A 20,740-nucleotide genomic window follows, 5' to 3' on the forward strand; every position below is an offset into this window, starting at 1 on the left:
TTAACAAGTATGCGCGGATAATTTGTTTTTTAATGGGGTGCTTAACTGAGATGAAGACTTTGCTATAGGAACGGACATAAACATCCAAGAAAAAAAAGTCATTAAGAATGTTAAGGAAGCCAAGACCTTCATTCAGAGAAATGGAAAGAGTAAGGCAATTGCTGAGTTTAAGAAAAATTCCAGCGCTATTTTTGCAATTGAGTTAAACGGTACAGTTCTCGCCTCCCCTATTCATCCTGATCAGATAAGGGTGTAAAATTTTCATTACCTGACGCCATCTAGTCAACTATTAGACATTAACCTGACAAATTTAATCAGAGGTTTCAATTTGCTTCATCAGGAAAATTTATTAGCTATATTCGGGTCAATCCTTCGATCAAACCTCAGATATCCAACTAGAGGGAATCATTCCACTACTTATCAGTGTATCATCAGTTTCAGTGCCCAACGGTTTTACAAACTTCCATTGTATTTACTCAGATTCACGACCGAAAGAAGCCGTCGATTTTGCAAGAGGACTCAGTGAGAAAGCGCATGTAGAGCTTATCGTTCATGGAAAAACGGTGAAATTAAACGGTGTGATAGCCATGGGAATGATCCTTTTCAACCCAAAGGTTAAACCTCACTTTACCCGAGAATGAATGAGCACGAATTATAATAGATGCCAATGACGAAAACATATAGAACGCCCTTTTCATTTGTTTATTTTGTAGTCAACTAGCCTATGATATAATCGTTTTTATTTTCCTTTGGTTATTCATATGCGGCAGGAATTAATCACTTTATCTCAACAAGGCAGCATTCAAGCACTTTTTATTTTCATACAAAAGTATCATCAATCAGATGAATTTCAGCAATTATTAAACCAAGAAGAGTTGTTTCTGGAGATTTACTTTGAATATTATGCGCCAAATTTAGAGCAACCACATCATGCTAATATTTTCATGTGTCTTCAACTTTTAGTGGCTTATGGATTAAAAAAACCTCAGCGCCTAGATAATAATAAGTTGTTATGTTTTGAAACTCAAAGAAATCGATTGCTTAATAATTATAGACGTCAGCTCGATAGAGAATATTGTGTTCAATTACAAGGTTTTAGATGCAATAGTAGTCAAGAATTGAATTGTTTTCTGGCCTATCTGAGAAGGCAGCCGAATTTACAAGCTGATTTAGCTAATAGCACTATTATTCAAGAGTTAGAAGAATACCAAGCCTATTTATTATTGTTGGAACAGCATCGGCAAAATAAAACACTTCTATCTTTTTTTGAGCGAACAATTTCAGATGATAAAGCACTAGCCCCACGAACAGATATACATGCAACAGTAAGTCAACTTTATCCCGCTTTGTCAGAGTGTGCTTGCCATGGGCATGAGCGAGAAGTGAGGCAGCAGTTAGAAGCTGAGCTACTTAGTCAAGCGCTTAAGCGCTATCCGCCCCAGTCAACAGTATCTTTAAATTATCTAAGCATAGGCAGCGGTAAGTTATTACAAGATTTTATTATTGTGCTTAAGTTACTTAAAGTGGGTTACAAAAATATTCAAATTTCATTGATTGAGCCTAATTTATCCTTGCTTGCGCAAAATCAATTCAATTGGCTTGCTCTTATAGCCCAAGAGTTAAAGGCTAAAATAACCATTAATTACTTTAACTCAGTGGCCCAATACCAAGTAAACGCACAACCTCAAAAAGCTCACCTTATTGTTGGCATTGATTTTGAAAATATTTTTAAAGCAAACGTGTTTAATGATGTGATGCAAACGCAGGATTTGCTAGCAGGAGATGGTTTTTTCCTATTTTCTTATGATCAATATAAAATGGCTGTTACTACCGATTCGGTAAAACCATTCCTTATGACAAAAGAGCAAACTCTTTTTCAAGACATTTTTAAGGATTTACCCGATCGACTACCACCCGATAAATCAACGATTACTATGGCTATAGTTGGTCAGGGACAGTTAATGGATCAATGGTTATATGCTTTACCATTACTCCAGAAAACAGCGGCGAGAGAATTCACGCTTTATTTAGCGCCACCTGCAAATCATAGTTACTTTTCAAAGCCATTAGTTAATACTAGAAACGAGGGGTTTACTGAAGAAAATATAGCCAAGTTTTTATCGCTTTGTTTGAATAAGGACGTCGTAGTTAAATTTGCAGAAGAAAAAAAAATAATATCCGAACTCAGTCAGACAATTGATATCGTAACCACTTTCGATAGGGTGGCAAAAAATTTAGAAGAGCTGTATCAAGACATTGAAGTATTAAAAACAAAATTTAATCGTAGCTTATGTTATATAAATGCGACTTTTGTTGATGAAAACAATATCTCGCTTGTTATAGCAAACGGTAATGAAACAACCTGGTTACCTAAAGAACAAGCGATAGCTCGTTCTAAACAAATGAAAGAGGCATTTGATGATATTAAAACTTTATTAATTCATTGCAGTGAGTTAATAAAGGCCTTACCAAGCACTGGTCAACCAAATTTTTTTACTGAAGACTCTGAACAGGTGCGGCGAATAAAAAAAGCTATTTCTCGGGCTAAGAATACATTCATGTATTCTTTATCTTCACTAAATCACAGTGATTCAAAAAGCTATGTAACTGAATTTTTAATGAAAAGTTTTGATGACGACGAATCAGTCTATGAGGCATTTAGTCAGAAAGATTTACAGACGAATGCTCAGCAATCGTTGCTTGACTTTATTAAAAATTCTTTTGCTATTGAACTTAATATGGCAGGATCTCTTGTTTCAAATTGCCAGTGATATTAGGGGCATCTTGGCGAGAGCGCGTGCTTCATTCTCTACGGCGAAGATTGGTTTTGTCTACATGTCAAGCAACCACTGTTTCACTTAACAGAATTGATGACCGATAAGCCTCCTGTCCAAACTTATGAACTAGTTCTACAGACTCTCTGTAAGAAAAGGTATCTAATAAGAGTTTAGAAATTGATGTTAGAGAATAAGGGCATTTCAGGTAATGCTTTGTGTTGGAAACCTACAGGTCGGTTTGCTGAATGCGTTTCCAGCGATTTGCCACAAAATCGATAAAGGGTTGGCACTCTTCTAGTACTAGGCATTACCCCTTGCTAGTATAGGTTTGACTTAGGATTTAAATTTTAACTTATGGTCAACTGTTCTGCCAACTCATCAGGTACAATTGATTTCTGTGTTTCATTGAATAAATTATATTTGGTCAGAGTACGTATACAAAGTGTCATTAAGCTAGGAAATCGGCAACAGGAACCAAGGTATTCCAATTTACCCCGAATACCGCTATCCCTCGTAACTATTAATGCTTGCTCTATTTTGTCTTCTAATAACGAAATTGAATCACGACTTAGTTTAGAGAATGCCTCTGTTCTGTTTATTTGAGATTGTTTTATCTCATCATAAATAAATATTAAAAAACTGATTAAATCAATTGCACATAAATCATTAATTGGATGCGGCTGATGGGCGTGTGCTGGACTAACCTCTGAGCCGTTAAGAAATAATAAAGCCATTTTGTTTAATAATTTTAATTTCTCTTTTTCTGTTGTCTTAGTTTGGAGATGTAAAAAAAGAAAACACAAAGGGCTTGCCTCGTTTAACTTATTATTTTCTCTATCTTGGCCTGCAACAAATTGTCTAGGAAAACTAGCATTAATATTGCAACCCATTGATATTAACAGTCTTAATAAATCGATACTCTTTGTGCAGCCATCAAAAATTAATGGCCGTTCCAAACCTGATGAAGTAATTTCTTTTTCGATTTTAGCCAAAGAAATATGATGTTTTGCAAAGACGTTTAATATATTCAAGTAGTTTGTAGTTGATTGAATCGCTTTTATGTCGCCTGCTTCTATCAAGTCAGAGGGGTTGCTTACGCAACTGAGTAAATAATCAATAATTTCAATGCGGTTTTTACCGCAAGCGCCAATAATACCTCTCCTAGGCCATGCTCCTTTCGCAAGAAGAAGGGTTAGTGTTTCTTTTGTGCCATGAAATAGAACTGCTTCTTCCAAGGGGGTTAAATAAGACTCAGAATTATGTTGATTGACATCAGCACCTAACTCAAGTAGCAAGGATATAACCTGATTTTGTGCTCGGCGTGCGGCCCATGCTAATGCTGAGGCGCCATCAGGTCCGGGGATAAAAAGCAAATCAGGATTACCCGCCAAATGTTTTTTCACACTATCCAGATAACCTAATGCACAGGCACTGTAGAAATCTATAGTAGCCCCCTGCGATATTAACATTGTTGAAATATCAATCATAATTGCATGGGCTGTTCCAATAAATCCATCTAGCTCTCGTGAACCATCTATGCCTATGGAGGTAATATGATTTTCACGAGACTCATAATTTCGAGGCCATCCCCAGCAAAAACCATTTGGATACATCATACCGGTTATCCACTGCAAAGCGCTTGCAGGCATATTTTGTTCTGAAAGAATATTAACGTTAACTCCTGACTCAATTAAGGCATAAAGGTGCTTAGGGCCCGCACTGCGTACCACAAAATGCAATAATGGAATGCCTTCATATTTTGCATTGGGATCACTAATATTCAAAAGCTTTTTGAATTTTATCTCATCATCCTCGCGTAAGGCTTCAAATAGGCTATTTGTGGGTGTTTCGGTGAACATGTAAACCCTTGTGTCTAAATTTTGAATTTGATTATACTATAAAACATAACCAACATGCTACTTGATGCATCGAACTGATTGATAAACATCCAAAGATAGCAGGTTACATGTGGATCTAGACGATTTAATGAACAAGCTAGACTCGCTGTAATTTCCAAAGACATTAAAAATATGATCCATTAAAGAATGGCGGGTTGGCTTCATAAACTTAAACTAGATATTCACAGTACTTACGATAAAGCTTTAAAAGGTGACGTCAATTAATAATTCATAAAGCTAAAAAGAATTTGCTATTTTTTACTGAATGAATAAAAATCCTGCACGCTGTATTTAGCCATTACATTACATAAGAGGTGTGTTGTGACACGACAAGCATTGATGCAGAAAATAGAGCAGACTGACAACGAAATCAAAGCAGTAACTGCTGAGTTGAAACGAGTTCATAAAATTACCCAGGACTATGCAAACAAAGTCTGGGAGGAAAGTCCTGTAGCATTCACCGCTGAACAAATAAAGGTTCGTGCCAAAGAATTGGCAGCCGAGATTAAAGAAAAACATCCGCAAGGCACTAATCCGGTACTCATTACCCTTCTCGATGGAGGCATACCATTTGCCCGCGATGTAGAAGATGCACTCAATGAGCTTGGATATATTTACACGCCAGCCACCATGCAGGTGTCAAGCTATGGCAATAAAACAACAGGCGGTAAGGTTAATATAATTGCTGAATCCAAAGTTCCTTTGGGCGGGCGGCATGTTATTTTTCTGGATGATGTCTGTGAAACTGCACACACCTACCTTGAAGTCAGGAAGCACTTGAAAAAAGCAGGGCCTGAAAGTATCTCATTAATGGTTATGGTGGATAAAGAGCAGAAAGAACCAAGAGATGAGAATTATTCTCCAGAATATGCCGGCTTTAAAGCCAGGCTTCTTTTCTTAATTGGTAAAGGACTTGACCTATTCAAACGCCTGAGACAGACCAAAGAAATCAGAATGGTTGATCCCAGTAAGCTTGATCAGGAAATAATGGCAACTATTGAGACTGAAGGACCACTGAATAAGCAACTGCAAGAACTGATCGCTCAGAAAGGCGCGCTGGAATTAGAATTGAGTTCTTTCAAGGAAGAACAGCCATCCAGCCCGGGAACAAACCGACATGGAATGTACGGCGCTACAGTACCTCAGCCAGTAGCTAAGAAAGAAGAGTCCAAAGATAGTCAAGAAGAAGCAAGAAACATATCATACTTCAGTTGATAAGCCACCCTCAAGTCGGCTGGCATAAGTCCGGCCGATAAATTACACCTCTAATTTTGTTTGAATTTTGTACTTTAAGGTGATATAATGCCCGCATTGTTCACCAGTAGAAATTAAAATATGATTAAAATAATTCTTGTTCCAACCAAATGGCTGTCAACAGTCACTCCTTTATCGTTTGCAGATGAAGATACGCTTAACGCGTCAAGACATAATAAAGTATATGGAAGCTTCATAGCCTCACTTCAAGCGCCAAGTGAAACAATCCTCATGCCCTTCCAATACAACAGCATATCAGAAACTCCCTCGTCTCCTGCCAGAATTGGCCTGGTTCCAGAACTCAAGCTCTATCTTACTACTAAAAATGAACTATTCAATCTAAGTGAATTACCCGCGGTGGATCCCTCAATAAATAGAGATTGCCAACGGCTTATATTTTTAGCTGATAGCGATGATGCAACCTCCGGTTTGTTGTTTGATAATGAAAAGGCAGTGGAAATGTTCACCGACAAGTATACTGTTAAATCGTTCATGGATACCCATATCCTTAATTCAAGACGCATTAAATTCGAGCATCAGAGTGTCCATCAGTATTTATTCATTACGGGAGACGATGTAACCAAAGTTCACGAAGAACGCCGCCAACATTTAGGATATGATATCGAGATCATCCCATTGTCAAAAATCGTAAATGATGAAATGCTTTCGTTAACCGCCAATGTACCTGGTGAGTACAACTATTGGAATGTTGTCAGATTTCCAATAGAGCTTGATATGGAAACCATTAAAAGACAATTCACGCACACTTATGCAGCGCATATAGAACATACGCAGGGAACCAAACGTTCAGTCACAATCGCAGAATTGAACCTTGTTAAAAAAGCGGAAGCAGACGCCGCAGTTCTTGAAGAAAGACTGCAGGCAGCAAGAGAATCCCGAAGAGCTGCTCCCGAAAGACAAGGAAGCTGGAGCCCGGCTTTCCTCTCAACCTGGATTTCAAGGATTACAGCCAGCAATCCAACGCCGGAACAGTCTCCTCTTGTAGGTCCTAAGTAGTTAAAATCAGCCCTCACCCTAGGCCTCACTGCCATTAAATTAAGGAATCCTCGTAGGTTGGGCCCTTGGCCCAACAAAGGGTTGAACCACTCCAGAACTCAATGTTGTGCCAAGGGCACAACCTACATGCAATTGAGGAATGGATTCCCACCTTCGTGGGAATGACAAAATTTCCTTAACTTAATGGCAGTGACCCTAGCCCTCGCCCAACTTGGGAGAGGGGATTTTTTATCACTCTGCTCTCCTCAGAATAAACCGGTTTAAACCTGCCTGCGAGCTTCTAAAACATTGGGTATTTGTTCCAGTTTGTTCAGTAACCTCGAAAGGCTGTTCAAGCCATCAATCTCCACGGTTAATTTAATAGTCGCCATGTTTTCCTGCTTGTCGCTTTGCGTTTGCAAGGCATAGACATGCGCTTTTTCATTGGATAACAGGGAGGTGACATCGCGTAAAAGTCCTGAGCGGTCGAAGGCTTTAATAATGACGTCAACCACGTAATGATCGCGGGTCGCCGAGCCCCAGGAGACTTCCAGAAAACGCTGCTTTTGCTTGTCACTGGCATGCAGAATATTAGCGCAATCTTTGCGGTGAACAGACACACCGCGCCCAACGGTAATATAGCCAACGACATCATCACCGGGTAATGGCTGACAGCATCTCGCCATATTAGTCAATAAATTACCCACTCCTTCGATACGTAAATCACTTCCCCTGACCTCCGGGATAGCCTGGGATTTGACAATCGTATGGATGTCCGGCTCTGATTCCACGGAAGGCGTGATTCGATGCAATATTTGCCCCAGTTTAATATCACCGCGCCCTAATGCTGCCAGCATATCGTCGAGACGTTTGAAATTGAACGAAGAGACCACGTCGCCAAGGCGATCCATTTTGATGCCGAGATTCTTCAACTCTTTATCGAGAATCTCATGGCCTTCCGCCTTGTTTTTGTCATAATCCTGCATTTTAAACCAATGCAATACTTTTGCCCTGGCGCGGGAAGTTCTCAGATAGTTTAAATGAGGATTAATCCAGTCGCGTGAAGGCCTTGATTCTTTGCCAGTTAACACTTCGACCCGATCGCCCGTTTGCAGTTGATAAGTCAGGTTGACAATAGAACCATTCACTTTCGCACCGCGGCATCGATGGCCGAGCTGGCTATGAACGTGATAGGCGAAATCAAGAGGAGTTACTCCGCTCGGCAGATCGAGCACATCGCCATCTGGTGTAAATACATAGACACGATCTTCAAGAAATTCGGTTTCCATTGCTTCAGAAACACCACTTGAGGCGGCCATTTCCTTATGCCAGGCCAAAACATCCCGCAGCCATTCAATTTTGCGTTCATGGCTCTCTTTTTGCTGAAGCCCACCTTCTTTGTATTTCCAATGAGCGGCAACTCCCATTTCAGCCAAATCATGCATATGAAAAGTTCTGATTTGAACTTCAAACACGCGATCCTCGGGACCTTCAACTGCTGTATGCAGCGATTGATACCCATTGGGTTTGGGATTGACTATGTAGTCGTCAAACTCAGCGGGAATTTGCTTCCAAAGTGCATGCACCATGCTTAACACATCATAGCATTGCTCTTTCGTTTCAAGGAGAACACGAACTGCCGTGGCGTCATAAATTTCTTCCAGCGGCACATTCTTACGCTGCATTTTTTTGTAAATACTGTGAATATGTTTAGAGCGTCCGTAAACCGCAAAATGAGTAGCGCCGGTGGCCTTGATCCGTTTATTCAACTCCTGAACAATCAGATTTACATAACGATCGCGGTCCAGGCGTTTGGCCTTTAACCCTTTGGCGATGGACTTGTATTCTTCTGGATGGAGATAGCGAAAGGCGAGATCCTCCATTTCCCATTTGATGGCACCAATACCAAGACGATTCGCCAGCGGCGCATAAATCTCCATGACCTCTGTGGCAATCTGGCGGCGTATGGCTTCGGGTAATTGTGAGCAGGTACGCAAAACACATAAACGCTCTGCGAGCTTAATCAGCACTACCCGTGCATCATCAACCATAGCCAGCAACATCTTGCGAACATTATCAATCTGATGCTTATTTTGCGGATATTTATTAAGTGCCTGCAGATTATGGATAGCGCTCATCTTTTCAATGCCTTTAACCAGCTTGGCTATCGATGGCCCCAGCTGCTCTTCGACATCATCCAGTGAGAGCTCGGCATAATGAACATTTTCAAAAATAATAGCGGCGCTAAGAGTTTCCTGATCCACTTCCAGATCAGCCAGCAGATCTGCCATTTGCAAACCCTGCTGCAAGCAGGAAATCCCGGTTTCAGTTGCATGATCAAAGCCAGCAAGCTGGCTTAAGGTGCAGGCATTGCGGATTAAATCCAAATCCTGAAAATACCCCTTGCTCCCTAACTGGTGCAGCCATTGCTCCAGATCAATACCATTGTCGCTTAACCAGGGAGTATCTTCTTTAACCTTAACCATGACTACTTTTCCTTTTGAAACACCGCAATCGATTCAACATGAGACGTATGAGGGAACATATCCATAACCCCTGCAGCGATAAAACGATAACCCTGATGATTAACCAGAATATCACTATCGCGAGCCAGAGTGGCTGGATTACAGGAAACATAAACAATACGCTCTGGTTTAAGTTTATCGATTTGCCGCATAATTTCCAGTGCTCCTGAACGCGGAGGATCAATTAGCATTTTACTGATGGCTGGAAGATTAAATTTAGCCAGAATATCTGGCTCATCAAGATTGGCGGCATAAAATTGCAGATTATCCAGCTGATTGATTCTGGCATTCATCGCAGCGCGCTCAACCATGGTTTCACTTCCTTCAAAACCAATCACCTGGCGGCATCGTTTGGCAATGGGTAAAGAGAAATTTCCCAGTCCACAAAACAGATCAAGAGCTGTATCTTCTTGATTTAATTCCAATAATTTTAAAGCTTTTGGAATCATAAGTCGATTTAATCGCGGATTTATCTGAGTGAAATCAGTGGGGTGAAATTGATAGCGAATGCCCTCTTCAGGTAATTCATAGTGCAGAAACTCATCATCCGATTCCGGATAGAAACGTTTTACAGTTTCGCTGTTACCCGGCTGAAGATATAAGATAAAGCCGCTGGCATCAGCAAAGGCTTTCAATTGCTGTTCTTCCTGACTGGATAGCGCATCCAGATTTCGTAAAATTAGAGCCACCTCATCATCGCCCGCCGCTACCTCAATCTGTGCTATCTTTTCAGGAGACTCTAAAGAGTCCATCAATTGGCGCAAGGCCTGAATATTATCATCCACTTTTTTATGCAGGACCGGGCAATGGCTGATCTCTGTGATATAGCGAGGATTATTTTTTTCTCGAAACCCAACCAGAGTGGCTTGCTTCTTATGTACATAACGAACACTTAAGCGGGCTTTGTTTCTATAATTCCAGCTGCCAGCACTTAAAGGCTCAAGAATCGTTTCAGGTTGACAATGGCCTATTCTCTGGAACATATCAAACAGCAGGGTTTGCTTCTCCTGAATTTGCGTCTCTTCATCCAAATGCTGTAAAGAGCAGCCGCCACAGAGTTGATAATGCTGACAGCGAGGGTTTGCCCGATGAACGGAAGGGCTAATCACCTCAACCAGTCTTCCCTCGTCATAATCTTTTTTGGTTCGCAGATACTCAAATGAAACGGTTTCCTCAGGTAAAGCACCATCAATAAACGTCGTTTTGCCGTTGATACGGGCGATTCCACGCCCATCATGACTGAATTTTTCGATAATAGCAGTGCTTAAAACAGGTGGAGTTTTGCGTTTTCTTGTCATGTTACATCTATCTTCTATATTAATTAGGAAATTTACCTATCATCTTGTCATACGTCGCTCATGCCTACGGATGATAGAAAGGAATGCACTTCCTTATCGGACAACTCCTGAGAATCTCCTCTTGCCAGCGATCTTGGCATGGTAATTCGACCATAACGGATACGGATTAAACGGCTCACTTCAACACCTTGCGATTGCCAAAGGCGCCTGACTTCACGATTTCGTCCCTCAGTCAGTGTGACATGATACCAGGCATTCGCCCCTTCACCGCCCCGGTATTCCACTTTTTTGAATTTGGCGAAACCATCATCCAGGGTAACCCCCTTTAAAAGGTTACTTACTATTTCATCACTGACCTGACCATGCACACGGACAGCATATTCTCTTTCAAGCTGTTGTTTGGGGTGCATCAAATGGTTTGCCAATTCCCCATTATTGGTAAATATAAGCAAACCCGAGGTATTAATATCCAAACGACCGACCTGCACCCAGCGCCCTTCCTTTAAATGAGGCAGCTGATCAAAAACGGTCTTGCTATGTTTGGGATCGCGGCGGCTGGAAATTTCACCGACCGGCTTATGATAGATAAGCACCCGAGTTTTAGTTTTATGTTTAAGCGGGTTGGCAATGAGTTTGCCTTTTACCGCAATTTTGTCTTCAGGACCCGCCGATTCTCCAATTTTGGCAACTTGCCCATTCACGGAAACCAAGCCCTGCTCAATCCACTTCTCCATTTCTCTGCGCGAGCCAAGGCCTGACTGGCTTAATATCTTCTGTAAACGTTCTTTCATAATTCAACACACTCTTCTTCTACATCGACAGACTGCTCGGCTTTGCCTGAAGGCATATCCTCAAAATGAGGTAGCGGCGGCAGCTGATGGATTGATGATAAATTAAAATAATCCAAAAAAAATTTGGTCGTAATATAAACAGCCGGTCTTCCAGGCACATCCCGATAACCCGCAGCCCGTACCCAGTTTCGCTCCAACAGGGTTTTAATGATGGCGGTACTCACTGCAACACCGCGGATCTCTTCAATATCAGCGCGTGTCACCGGCTGGCGATAGGCAATAATGGCCAGGGTTTCCAGCAAGGCACGCGAATATTTTACCGGTTTCTCGGCATTCAGCCGATTAACCCAGTAGCTGTATTTACTCCTTGTTTGTATGCAAAAACCACTGGCTAGCTGCTTTAACTCAATACCACTGTTATCATACTGCCGGGCAAGGTTCTCAAGCTCCTGTTTAATTGCTTCTTTCTCTGGAGGGCATTCATCGAAGACCGATTGCAATTGTTCAATAGTCAATGGACTTTCCGAACTCATTAATAAAGCTTCCAGAATTCCTCTTAAGTTAATCTCATCCATTATCAAACTCCCGAATATGAATGGGCTCAAACGCGGCCGTTTGAATAATAATGACAATTGATTGCCGGGCTAACTCGAGAACAGCCAGTAATGTAACAGCAATTCCCATTCGCCCTTCTTCCTTGTTTAACAGCGCGACAAAGGACATGTTTTCGCCCTGCTGCAGGCGTTCGAGAACGATGGCCATTCGCTCCCTAACTGATAGCGGTTCACGCATAATCTGATGATGCACCTGATGACCCTGGCGGGTAATCAGCTCAGCCATTGCTTCTATTAGCGATTGAAGCGAAACATCCGGATGTAATCTTAATTTTTCCGCGCCATCAACCGGCAGATTTACACTGAAAAAATCCCGTTCTTCACGGGGTAACTCATCTAATTGTAGTGCGGCCTGTTTAAATTGCTCATAGAGTTGTAATTTTCGAACCAGCGCCGCACGCGGGTCTTCTTCAATTTCTTCTTCAGAACTGGTTTGCGGCAAAAGCATTCTTGATTTGATTTCAGCAAGCATGGCAGCCATCACCAGATAATCAGCGGCCAGCTCCATTCTATCCGTCATCAATTGAATGTATTGCATATATTGACGGGTAATCAGGGCAATAGGAATGTCCAGAATATCCAGGTTCTGTTTTCTAATCAGATACAGCAAGAGATCTAAGGGTCCGGTAAATGAATCGAGCAATACTTCCAGCGCATCAGGAGGGATGAACAGATCCGGTGGCAAATCAGTGAATGGTTTGCCTCCGATCGTTGCGAGTATTATTTGTTCCGGCTCTGTTTCAGCAGTGTGCATTAATAATCAAGGCCTATGACTTCACGCACATCTTTCAGCGTTTTATTCGCTTCATCGCGGGCAGCTTCACTACCCTCCGCTACCAGACGTTTAACAGAACTTAAATCCGCTTCATATGTTTTAATAGCTTCCTGAATGGGAATCAGTTCCTGCTTAATCGCATCCACCACGGGCCGTTTGCAATCAATGCAGCCAATTCCAGCAGAGCGGCAGCCAGTTTGAACCCAGTCTTTCACATCTTCAGAGGAGTAAATTTTATGCAATTGCCAGACCGGACATTTTTCAGGCTCGCCAGGATCTGTCCTTTTCACTCGAGCAGGATCAGTCGGCATAGTGAAAATTTTCTTTTCTACCTGCGTCAAATCTTCTCTCAGACTAATAGTATTACCATAGGACTTCGACATTTTCTGCCCGTCTGTACCTGGCATTTTCGGTGTTTCCGTCAGAAGAGGTTGCGGCTCGGGAAGAATAATTTTGCCTGAACCATCCAGATAGCCCATTAAGCGCTCTTTATCCCCAATCGAAAGATTGTGTTGATTAGCAATCAATGCTTTGGCTGTGTTAAGTGATTCATGGCAACCATCCTGTTGGAATTTTTTTCGCAACTCGCTGTAAAGGGAACCATTTTTTTTGCCCATTTTCTTGATTGCTTCAGCGGCCTGCACTTCAAAATTTGGCTCTTTGCCATAAATGAAATTGAAACGTCGTGCAATTTCACGGGTTAATTCAATATGCGCAACCTGATCTTCACCCACAGGAACCCAATCAGCTTTATACAGTAAAACATCAGCGCTTTGTAAAAGCGGATAACCAAGAAATCCATAGGTTGATAAATCTTTCTCTCGAAGTTTCTCTTGCTGATCTTTATAAGTAGGCACCCTTTCCAGCCAGCCAAGCGGCGTTATCATCGATAAAAGCAGGTGTAATTCGGCATGCTCAGGCACCCAGGACTGAATGAAAACCTTGGATAAACTGGGATTAATCCCGCAAGCCAGCCAATCAACAACCATATCCCATAAAATATTTTCTATAAATCCTGGTTCTTCATAGGAAGTGGTTAAGCCATGCCAGTCAGCAACAAAAAAATAGCAATCATACTGGTGTTGGAGCTTCAACCAATTTTTTAGAACACCATGATAATGACCCAAATGTAAACGGCCACTGGCACGCATACCTGAAACGACACGTTTGTTAGCACTAAATAAAGACATCTAAAACCTCAGGTTTATATAAATCAGCGAAACGGTTCCGGATCACCCTTACCTTCCCGGATTATTACAGGGTAATCACCAGTTAAATCGACGACCGTAGTGGGTTCGTGACCGCAGTCGCCTCCATCAATAATTAAATCAATCTGGTTGCCCAGCAAGTCTCTGATGGCTTCAGGCTGACTTAAGGGAACCTCGGCGCCAGGAAGAATCAGGGTTGTACTCATTAAGGGCGCCTCAAGGCATTCAAGCAATGACAAGGTGATATTATTGTCCGGCACACGCAAACCCAATGTTTTCCGCTTGGGATGCAGCATAAGCCTGGGTACTTCATGAGTGGCGTTTAAAATAAATGTATAGGATCCGGGAGTGAATGCTTTTAACAGGCGAAATATCGGATTAGATACTCTGGCATAAGTTCCTAGCTGCGAAAGATCGCGGCAGACCAGCGTCATATTGTGATTTTTATCAAGCTGACGCAGGCGTCTGATACGTTCAAGCGCCGCTTTGTTGCCCAAACGGCATCCTAACGCGTAGCCTGAATCAGTTGGATAAACAATCAAACCACCCTCTTCAATAATGGACGCTGCTTTTCTTAGCAATCTTGCCTGTGGATTGTCCGGGTGAATTGCAAAAAACTGACTCATTAAAAGGTCCCCTGTTAAATGTCCATTGATTCCAGATACAGTTTAGGGGACTGATTGTATCACTTAATTTTGTTTCTGTGCAGCTTTCAAAAACTCTGATCAATCCTTTGAACAGACAACTCCTGTATAGCTTGTCAGCACAGAATACTTTATTAAGCAGGTCTGCGATTTCGCTTCGCCTGCTGCTTGTCAGCACCAAGGGGTTTTCTCCTCTTGAATGCCACAGCTTTTCCGGGAGGAGTCTTGTTAGGAACTGAAGCAGGTAAATTGTGATTAGGTTCAAAATCTTCAATTTCAACCCGGTTTAATTTGCGTTTGATTAATTTTTCGATGGCATTTAACTGACCCACTTCATCGGCGCTTACCAGGGACACAGCCAAGCCGTCAGCACCCGCACGACCGGTGCGGCCAATGCGATGGACATAATCTTCAGCCACTTGCGGTAAATCAAAATTAACCACACAGGGCAGTTGATCAATGTCAATTCCTCGCGCTGCAATATCAGTAGCAACCAGGATATGCAGTGTACCCGCTTTGAACTCGGCTAAAACCTTGGTGCGCTGTGACTGTGATTTATTGCCATGAATTGCCGCGGCATAGATCTGCTGTTCAGCCAATTGTTTGACCAGCTTGTTTGCCCCATGTTTGGTACGCGAGAATACTATCGTCTGTCCCCATTTATTTTTATGAATCAGATGGCCGAGCAATGCCGCTTTCCGACCTTTATCGACCGGATGAACGGTTTGTTTAATTGTAGCCACAGTGGTATTGCGGGGGGCCACATCAATTTCCACAGGATTGTTGAGTATATTTTTCACAAGTGAACGAATCTGATCGGAAAAAGTAGCTGAAAACAAAAGATTCTGCCGGTTCTTTGGTAACAAGCTGATAATTCGTTTAATGTCGTGGATAAAACCCATATCGAGCATTCGATCGGCCTCATCGAGCACCAGAGTATTAATCTGATCAAAGGAAATTGCTCGCTGCTGATGTAAATCCAGCAAACGTCCTGGAGTTGCAACTAATAATTCAACACCGCTGCGTAACTTCATCATCTGAGGATTAATTTTTACCCCGCCAAAAACAACAGCGGAACGCAATGACAAATGGCGCCCGTATTCCAAAATACTTTCATGGACCTGCGCTGCCAGCTCTCTGGTTGGAGTTAATATCAGAATGAGAACCCGATTGGATCTGGCCCGTGGCTTATCGTGGATCTTTTGTAGAAGAGGCAGAACAAAACCTGCTGTTTTTCCCGTACCTGTCTGTGCGGAAGCCAGAACATCTCTTCCCCCCAAAACAGCAGGAATGGCCTGCGTCTGAATAGGAGATGGCTTAAGGTATCCCAGTTCGCTGGTTGCCAAAACCAAGGGCTCAATCAATCCCAGCTCTTTAAAACTCATAATTTATTCCTCGAATGCGATAGTTATTTACAATGAATTTTAATCCTATCCATTCAATGTGCTTTTTATAATGACGGATTATACCATAATTCGAGATAAAATGTTTTATTCCAATTGTTTCCTAATTAGTCAATAGCAGCAAAGAAAAGCTGGATTACAAACCCAACTCTTAGTACAATGCCAGACCACATAGGTTTTATTAGAGACACAATGGATAACGAAATTCGCGAATTTATAGGCAAAACTCTGGCATCACTTTCAGATATGGCAAAGGAAATTGAATCAGCAGACCCTTTGCAGACGATGCATGAAAAAGCAATTCGAGCCTATACCCTCCATTGCCATCAGGTATTTTTGGAATTATCCGAGTCAGAAAACATTTCAGAAGCGCTGGAACAAGCCCTTAAAGACAATTGGGAATTAATAAAAAAAAGCCTTCTTTCATATACTGCCCTACCGTTTCACCCGGTGACGGCGTTCTGGTGCGATGCTGCAAAATGGGTTGCCTTATCCAAACCCAAATCTCAGGAACCTGCCAATCCCCTTGTATTTTTAATTCCTGATCTACAATGCGTCGTCTCGGTGCACGAGGACTACCCTGATTTGCTGCCCGTCTCTAATCAGACGACAGGGAAATGCGAAATGGACCTGCTGAAAATTATATCCTCTCACATACTGAATGACGCGGGCACCCATTTGATTCCGCTGCGCTGCCTGCTCAGGCAAGACGAGGCCGTGGGTCTTCCAACTATTTATAATCCTTATATTGATGACGATACAGACCCCTCTGTGGTTCAATTGAATGAAAAAGAAATTTTCCGTATCTTCCATTTCTCATTGGATACCCAGACTATCTATGAGTCAAAGCAGCAGTTTGACGCTCTGGCGGCAAATAATGATGATTTATTAGGCCAGCTGACTTTGCTTCGCAAAAAAATGAAAGAAAACAGTGTTCATGGGCGTGGAAGCGAATTGGCGGCAGGTCAGTTTTTTGATAAAAGTCTTATGGATTTTATCACCTGGTATAATGCCATCGAAGATCATTCCAATGAACCGGAGGAAATTCACCAGTATATTCAGAGACTCCGCGGTTTCAGCGGGCCTGTAGTAAATCCATTCAACAAAGGGCTTATTGTCGAAACTCTTGAAATTGTCGAACAGCTGCCGCCAGAGGACAATGAATTTTTTCAGAACTATTTTGCCCCTCTCAAAACCCTTGTTGCAATAGATAAGCCTGATGAGCAGCAATTGGAAGAGGCTCGCCAAATTATTTATAACTTGTTGGTACAACTAGGTATTATTGCCTCTTCAACCAATATACCTCCCTTGCAAAGGGTGCTTCCGGAAACCCTTGCTGATAAGGTATCCAGCCTGAAACGCTATGCTTTTAAGAAAGATAATCGCGAAAATCCCAGCACCTGTCTTTCTATTTTAGGGACAAGACTGGATGAACTATTAATTAAACATCATGAGGCTTTGGCCAAAATAAAAACTAGCTCAAACAGGCAGCAGTCGCTGGCAGAAGAAGCCTTAAAAATTCTCAAAGCGGCGAAAGAAGCATTTCAGAGAAAACTCGATAATTCCGAACCTTTAAATGGTCATGATAAACTCCCTCTAAATCCCCAGGTTCTTGATAAATTACAAATCTCTTATTCTTTTCAGGAACCTGAAGATTTAGACATTCTGCAAAGCCTTAGCCCCGATGAAATTACCAGCATTTGTAACGATGCAAGGCTCGCTGCCTCTTTACTTGATCCACACGTTAGAGACCAGTTAATTCTGTTCTCCCTGACCACCTCAACTGACAAATTGCATGCGCTGCTGAAGGGGTTAAGCCTGTCACTGCTTCCATTCCATCAGAAAACACTGGATAGGTTGATTCCATTGTTGCGCCATCTTTCAGAAGCTCTGGATATAGAGCAATGCCGGGCTGTTTACGAAACCACGAAAGATTATCTGGTTCGATTATGCATAAACAGACCATCCCAGTTCTCCTGGGACCTGATTGCTGAGCTTGATCAGCAAAAAAATAATCTTCTCTTGGGTTCAATTATCGACGAGCTTTCAAAACGGATTACAACAGCAGACTCTTTTTGCAAAGTCTATAGAGTAATCTCCACACATAACACCGAAAAAAAGACGGTTTTTTTCAATCAAATGCGAGGAAAGCTGCCGTCCTTGATGAACACAGTGAATAATCGCACACTGGTATACAAGAAATTGTCGCCTGAGCATCGGATGATAATATTTCCAAATGGCTTAGCCGATCAGTCTGTTCCGGTAAAAACGTTTAATGAGTTTAAATCGCTTTACTCTAATTTACATCACTATGAACAGACAGATTTGTTTCAAACTTATAAAAGCCAGCTAGCGGCATGGGTTCAATCATCAGCCCAATTATTACAGTTACTCAGGATTTTAATACCGGCACAGTTTGATGAACTGCTTTCAGAAATTCAACTGGATAAACTGGAAAAAACAAGTCCCACTGAGGTTCGTTCTGCACTTGAAAGCAAGTATGTTGGACGCTATATACCCAGACGGTATCTCCATTTGCTTGTCACATTAACTGATTTTTCCAACATCGGTTCTTTTCATAGTCTAAGTCATGCTATCCAACTCATTCATCAGGAGCGGCAGCGGGTCTTCGAAAGAGCCAGTGTGCATACAGTGGACAGCTCTTCATCGGTGACTAGCTGCGCTCTGGAATCACTTGATGCCGAAGATCGCCAGTTTCTACTAAGCTCAGAACAGCATATTAATACTCTTTTTGAAAGCGTCGAATTTCGTCTGGAGGGGTTTTCACGCATTGGTACTTATGCAGTTGCCAATGTACTTCAAGGCCTCAGTATCCAGCAACGCGATAGTGTTTTTGACAAGTATATAATACCCCACTTAAGGGATTTGCTGAAAACAACGACTGATTGGAAGAATTTATTGATTTATCTATCTCCTCAGCAAAGGAAAATAATCAATCGTTTTGTATTGGATAATCTTGAGAATCTCAAACTATTCTCTGATATGAACTCTTTTAACAGGGCTCCCTTCCAGTATCTTGACGAAGAACAGTGTCACATTATTTTCTCAACTCAAAAAGAGGTCTTACTTGAAAGTATTAAATCATTTAAATCATTCTCTGAATTTTTGATAAAAACAGGTCGACCCAACAAAGAAAACAAGGAAATCTTTGATTTGTTTAAATACAGGTTCTGCCGCTGGCAGGGCAAGAGTGTATTCACTCTCGGCACTCTTTTTTCATGTCTGGGGCCTTCCGAACTCGAGGAGGCATTCGACCTGTTGAAAGGATTTATTCCTAAGCTTATTAAATCAGCGAAAGATCTTGTTTCAATTGGCCGTTTTCTAACAAAAGCCCAGCTTCAGCAAATAAGCCCTCGAATTAAATTTGCAACAAACGGACATACGATTGAACAGACGATAGGTGAACTTCGCTTAATGACACCAGGCGAATCGGCAGCAACCATAGAAACAATTTTTGATTTCCTTCCACATCAAATTCAGTGGCCCGGTGGATTTTCGAGGCTCAGCAGCTTCTTAAATAACACGCAGTGCCGAGATTTATTTTTACTATGCGTTGATAAATTTGTCACTCTTTCAGAGGTCAACACGAGCATTGAATTTCTCAAATCATTGCGATTGACACAAGCCTGTATGATTTATCGAGAGGCTGGAAAGAAATGTCCGGAACTTCCAGGGACAGGTATTTTCGAATCTCTGATTGATGCTTTTAATTCGGCTCCGCTGAGCAGCCTCTCACAAAAAGATTTCATCAATCTGGGCAAGTACTTACCCATTTCTGAATACCAGCTATTGTTCTCTAAATGTATGCACAAAATTACACCGGCTTTAACAACGGCAAGCGATTACCTGAACCTGCTTCAATCATTAGAGTTTGAACAGGCCTATGTAATTTATTTAGAAATAGCCAGGAAACTCTCTGAGGATTTACATTTATCCAGAACCATTTTCTGTTTGCTGCTTGAAAGTTTAAGTGCTGACCCGGATAAGTTTCAGAGAATTTGCAATAACCCTTATTTTCCTCTGTCCTATTGGATTCGCAACCTGGATGATTTCATTTACTTCATGGAGAAAAATTTATTTCTAAATACCGACTTACTCTTCAAAGCAGCCACACCCATCCTGCAAACATTTAATCCATCAGCCAGTGAAATAGACAGGCTAAGACAACGTTTATCACCAGCCGAATGCGCGGCAACAATTAAATGTTTTCCAGCCCCGGAACAAGAAGGTCAACCCGGAATCGACTCTCCAGGTACCAACTCTTATGCTTTTTTTGGCTCAACGAAACGTAAAGCCGTCAATGAATGCAGAGACAGCAAACGACTACGCCGGGAAATGATTGATTGTGGTCATACCTACATTCTTCCGGATGAAGAGGAGCCTTCTTTAGCACGTTCGATTGAATCATTATTCACTGGATGGAATGAAACTTGTGACGACTGGTTGAGGGAAGAACCCGAGAGTGAATCTATGGATTTCGAGGCTGGATTTATAAGATAAATTTGAGTTCACTCTGGTCTTTCACCCAAGTTGTAA

General features: G+C 41.8%; 13 protein-coding genes. 4 read left to right on the top strand and 9 right to left on the bottom strand.

Annotated elements, in window-relative coordinates:
• Positions 1-761 precede the first annotated feature (761 nt).
• Positions 762-2,771: a hypothetical protein gene (locus LXA66_RS02605; protein ID WP_233011794.1), complete on the top strand. Its 2,010-nt coding sequence runs from the start codon at positions 762-764 to the stop codon at positions 2,769-2,771.
• A gap of 353 nt (positions 2,772-3,124) precedes the next feature.
• On the opposite strand, the gene LXA66_RS02610 is transcribed toward LXA66_RS02605, so the two are convergent.
• On the bottom strand, positions 3,125-4,636 hold the full coding sequence (locus tag LXA66_RS02610; protein ID WP_233011795.1) for an ankyrin repeat domain-containing protein: 1,512 nt from the start codon (positions 4,634-4,636) through the stop codon (positions 3,125-3,127).
• A gap of 360 nt (positions 4,637-4,996) precedes the next feature.
• Here LXA66_RS02610 and LXA66_RS02615 point away from each other — a divergent pair, with 360 nt between their 5' ends.
• Positions 4,997-5,890, top strand: coding sequence for a phosphoribosyltransferase family protein (locus LXA66_RS02615; protein ID WP_233011796.1), 894 nt, complete (start codon positions 4,997-4,999; stop codon positions 5,888-5,890).
• Between the two features lie 120 nt (positions 5,891-6,010).
• A complete protein-coding gene (locus LXA66_RS02620) occupies positions 6,011-6,946 on the top strand; it encodes a hypothetical protein (RefSeq protein WP_233011797.1) in 936 nt (311 codons plus the stop codon).
• A gap of 260 nt (positions 6,947-7,206) precedes the next feature.
• On the opposite strand, the gene relA is transcribed toward LXA66_RS02620, so the two are convergent.
• The 8 genes from relA to LXA66_RS02660 all read right to left on the bottom strand — a co-directional run bounded on the left by relA (position 7,207) and on the right by LXA66_RS02660 (position 16,165).
• Entirely contained in the window at positions 7,207-9,411 is a 2,205-nt protein-coding gene (relA, locus tag LXA66_RS02625) for a GTP diphosphokinase (protein WP_233011798.1), read from the bottom strand.
• A 2-nt stretch (positions 9,412-9,413) separates the two neighbouring features.
• Complete coding sequence (gene rlmD / locus LXA66_RS02630) at positions 9,414-10,748, bottom strand: 23S rRNA (uracil(1939)-C(5))-methyltransferase RlmD (protein ID WP_233011799.1); 1,335 nt, start codon at positions 10,746-10,748, stop codon at positions 9,414-9,416.
• 47 nt (positions 10,749-10,795) lie between these two features.
• Positions 10,796-11,542, bottom strand: a complete 747-nt coding sequence (gene rluB / locus LXA66_RS02635; protein WP_233012054.1) for a 23S rRNA pseudouridine(2605) synthase RluB — start codon at positions 11,540-11,542, stop codon at positions 10,796-10,798.
• Positions 11,536-12,114, bottom strand: coding sequence for an SMC-Scp complex subunit ScpB (gene scpB / locus LXA66_RS02640; protein ID WP_233011800.1), 579 nt, complete (start codon positions 12,112-12,114; stop codon positions 11,536-11,538). Before scpB ends, rluB begins: the two co-directional genes overlap by 7 nt.
• Positions 12,107-12,907 carry a ScpA family protein gene (locus LXA66_RS02645; protein ID WP_112218434.1) on the bottom strand — a complete coding sequence of 267 codons (801 nt, stop codon included), beginning with the start codon at positions 12,905-12,907 and terminating at the stop codon, positions 12,107-12,109. Before LXA66_RS02645 ends, scpB begins: the two co-directional genes overlap by 8 nt.
• Positions 12,907-14,118: a tryptophan--tRNA ligase gene (locus tag LXA66_RS02650; protein ID WP_112218435.1), complete on the bottom strand. Its 1,212-nt coding sequence runs from the start codon at positions 14,116-14,118 to the stop codon at positions 12,907-12,909. The genes LXA66_RS02645 and LXA66_RS02650 overlap by 1 nt, the downstream gene beginning before the upstream one ends.
• Positions 14,119-14,141: 23 nt before the next feature.
• On the bottom strand, positions 14,142-14,762 hold the full coding sequence (locus LXA66_RS02655; protein ID WP_112218436.1) for an L-threonylcarbamoyladenylate synthase: 621 nt from the start codon (positions 14,760-14,762) through the stop codon (positions 14,142-14,144).
• 152 nt (positions 14,763-14,914) lie between these two features.
• Positions 14,915-16,165: a DEAD/DEAH box helicase gene (locus LXA66_RS02660; protein ID WP_233011801.1), complete on the bottom strand. Its 1,251-nt coding sequence runs from the start codon at positions 16,163-16,165 to the stop codon at positions 14,915-14,917.
• A 210-nt stretch (positions 16,166-16,375) separates the two neighbouring features.
• Between LXA66_RS02660 and LXA66_RS02665 the strand changes: the two genes are divergently transcribed.
• Positions 16,376-20,704 carry a hypothetical protein gene (locus LXA66_RS02665; protein WP_233011802.1) on the top strand — a complete coding sequence of 1,443 codons (4,329 nt, stop codon included), beginning with the start codon at positions 16,376-16,378 and terminating at the stop codon, positions 20,702-20,704.
• The last annotated feature ends 36 nt before the right edge of the window (positions 20,705-20,740 follow it).

Source organism: Legionella sp. 16cNR16C (assembly GCF_021297775.1).
Taxonomy (GTDB): domain Bacteria; phylum Pseudomonadota; class Gammaproteobacteria; order Legionellales; family Legionellaceae; genus Legionella_C; species Legionella_C quinlivanii_A.

Bases quoted from the DNA above. Each gene is read 5' to 3' on its own strand.
- LXA66_RS02665 (WP_233011802.1), top strand. From the start codon at position 16,376: ATGGATAACGAAATTCGCGAATTTATAGGCAAAACTCTGGCATCACTT.
- LXA66_RS02645 (WP_112218434.1), bottom strand. From the start codon at position 12,907: ATGCACACTGCTGAAACAGAGCCGGAACAAATAATACTCGCAACGATC.
- LXA66_RS02660 (WP_233011801.1), bottom strand. From the start codon at position 16,165: ATGAGTTTTAAAGAGCTGGGATTGATTGAGCCCTTGGTTTTGGCAACC.
- scpB (WP_233011800.1), bottom strand. From the start codon at position 12,114: ATGGATGAGATTAACTTAAGAGGAATTCTGGAAGCTTTATTAATGAGT.
- LXA66_RS02620 (WP_233011797.1), top strand. From the start codon at position 6,011: ATGATTAAAATAATTCTTGTTCCAACCAAATGGCTGTCAACAGTCACT.
- LXA66_RS02610 (WP_233011795.1), bottom strand. From the start codon at position 4,636: ATGTTCACCGAAACACCCACAAATAGCCTATTTGAAGCCTTACGCGAG.
- relA (WP_233011798.1), bottom strand. From the start codon at position 9,411: ATGGTTAAGGTTAAAGAAGATACTCCCTGGTTAAGCGACAATGGTATT.
- LXA66_RS02655 (WP_112218436.1), bottom strand. From the start codon at position 14,762: ATGAGTCAGTTTTTTGCAATTCACCCGGACAATCCACAGGCAAGATTG.
- rlmD (WP_233011799.1), bottom strand. From the start codon at position 10,748: ATGACAAGAAAACGCAAAACTCCACCTGTTTTAAGCACTGCTATTATC.
- LXA66_RS02650 (WP_112218435.1), bottom strand. From the start codon at position 14,118: ATGTCTTTATTTAGTGCTAACAAACGTGTCGTTTCAGGTATGCGTGCC.
- LXA66_RS02605 (WP_233011794.1), top strand. From the start codon at position 762: ATGCGGCAGGAATTAATCACTTTATCTCAACAAGGCAGCATTCAAGCA.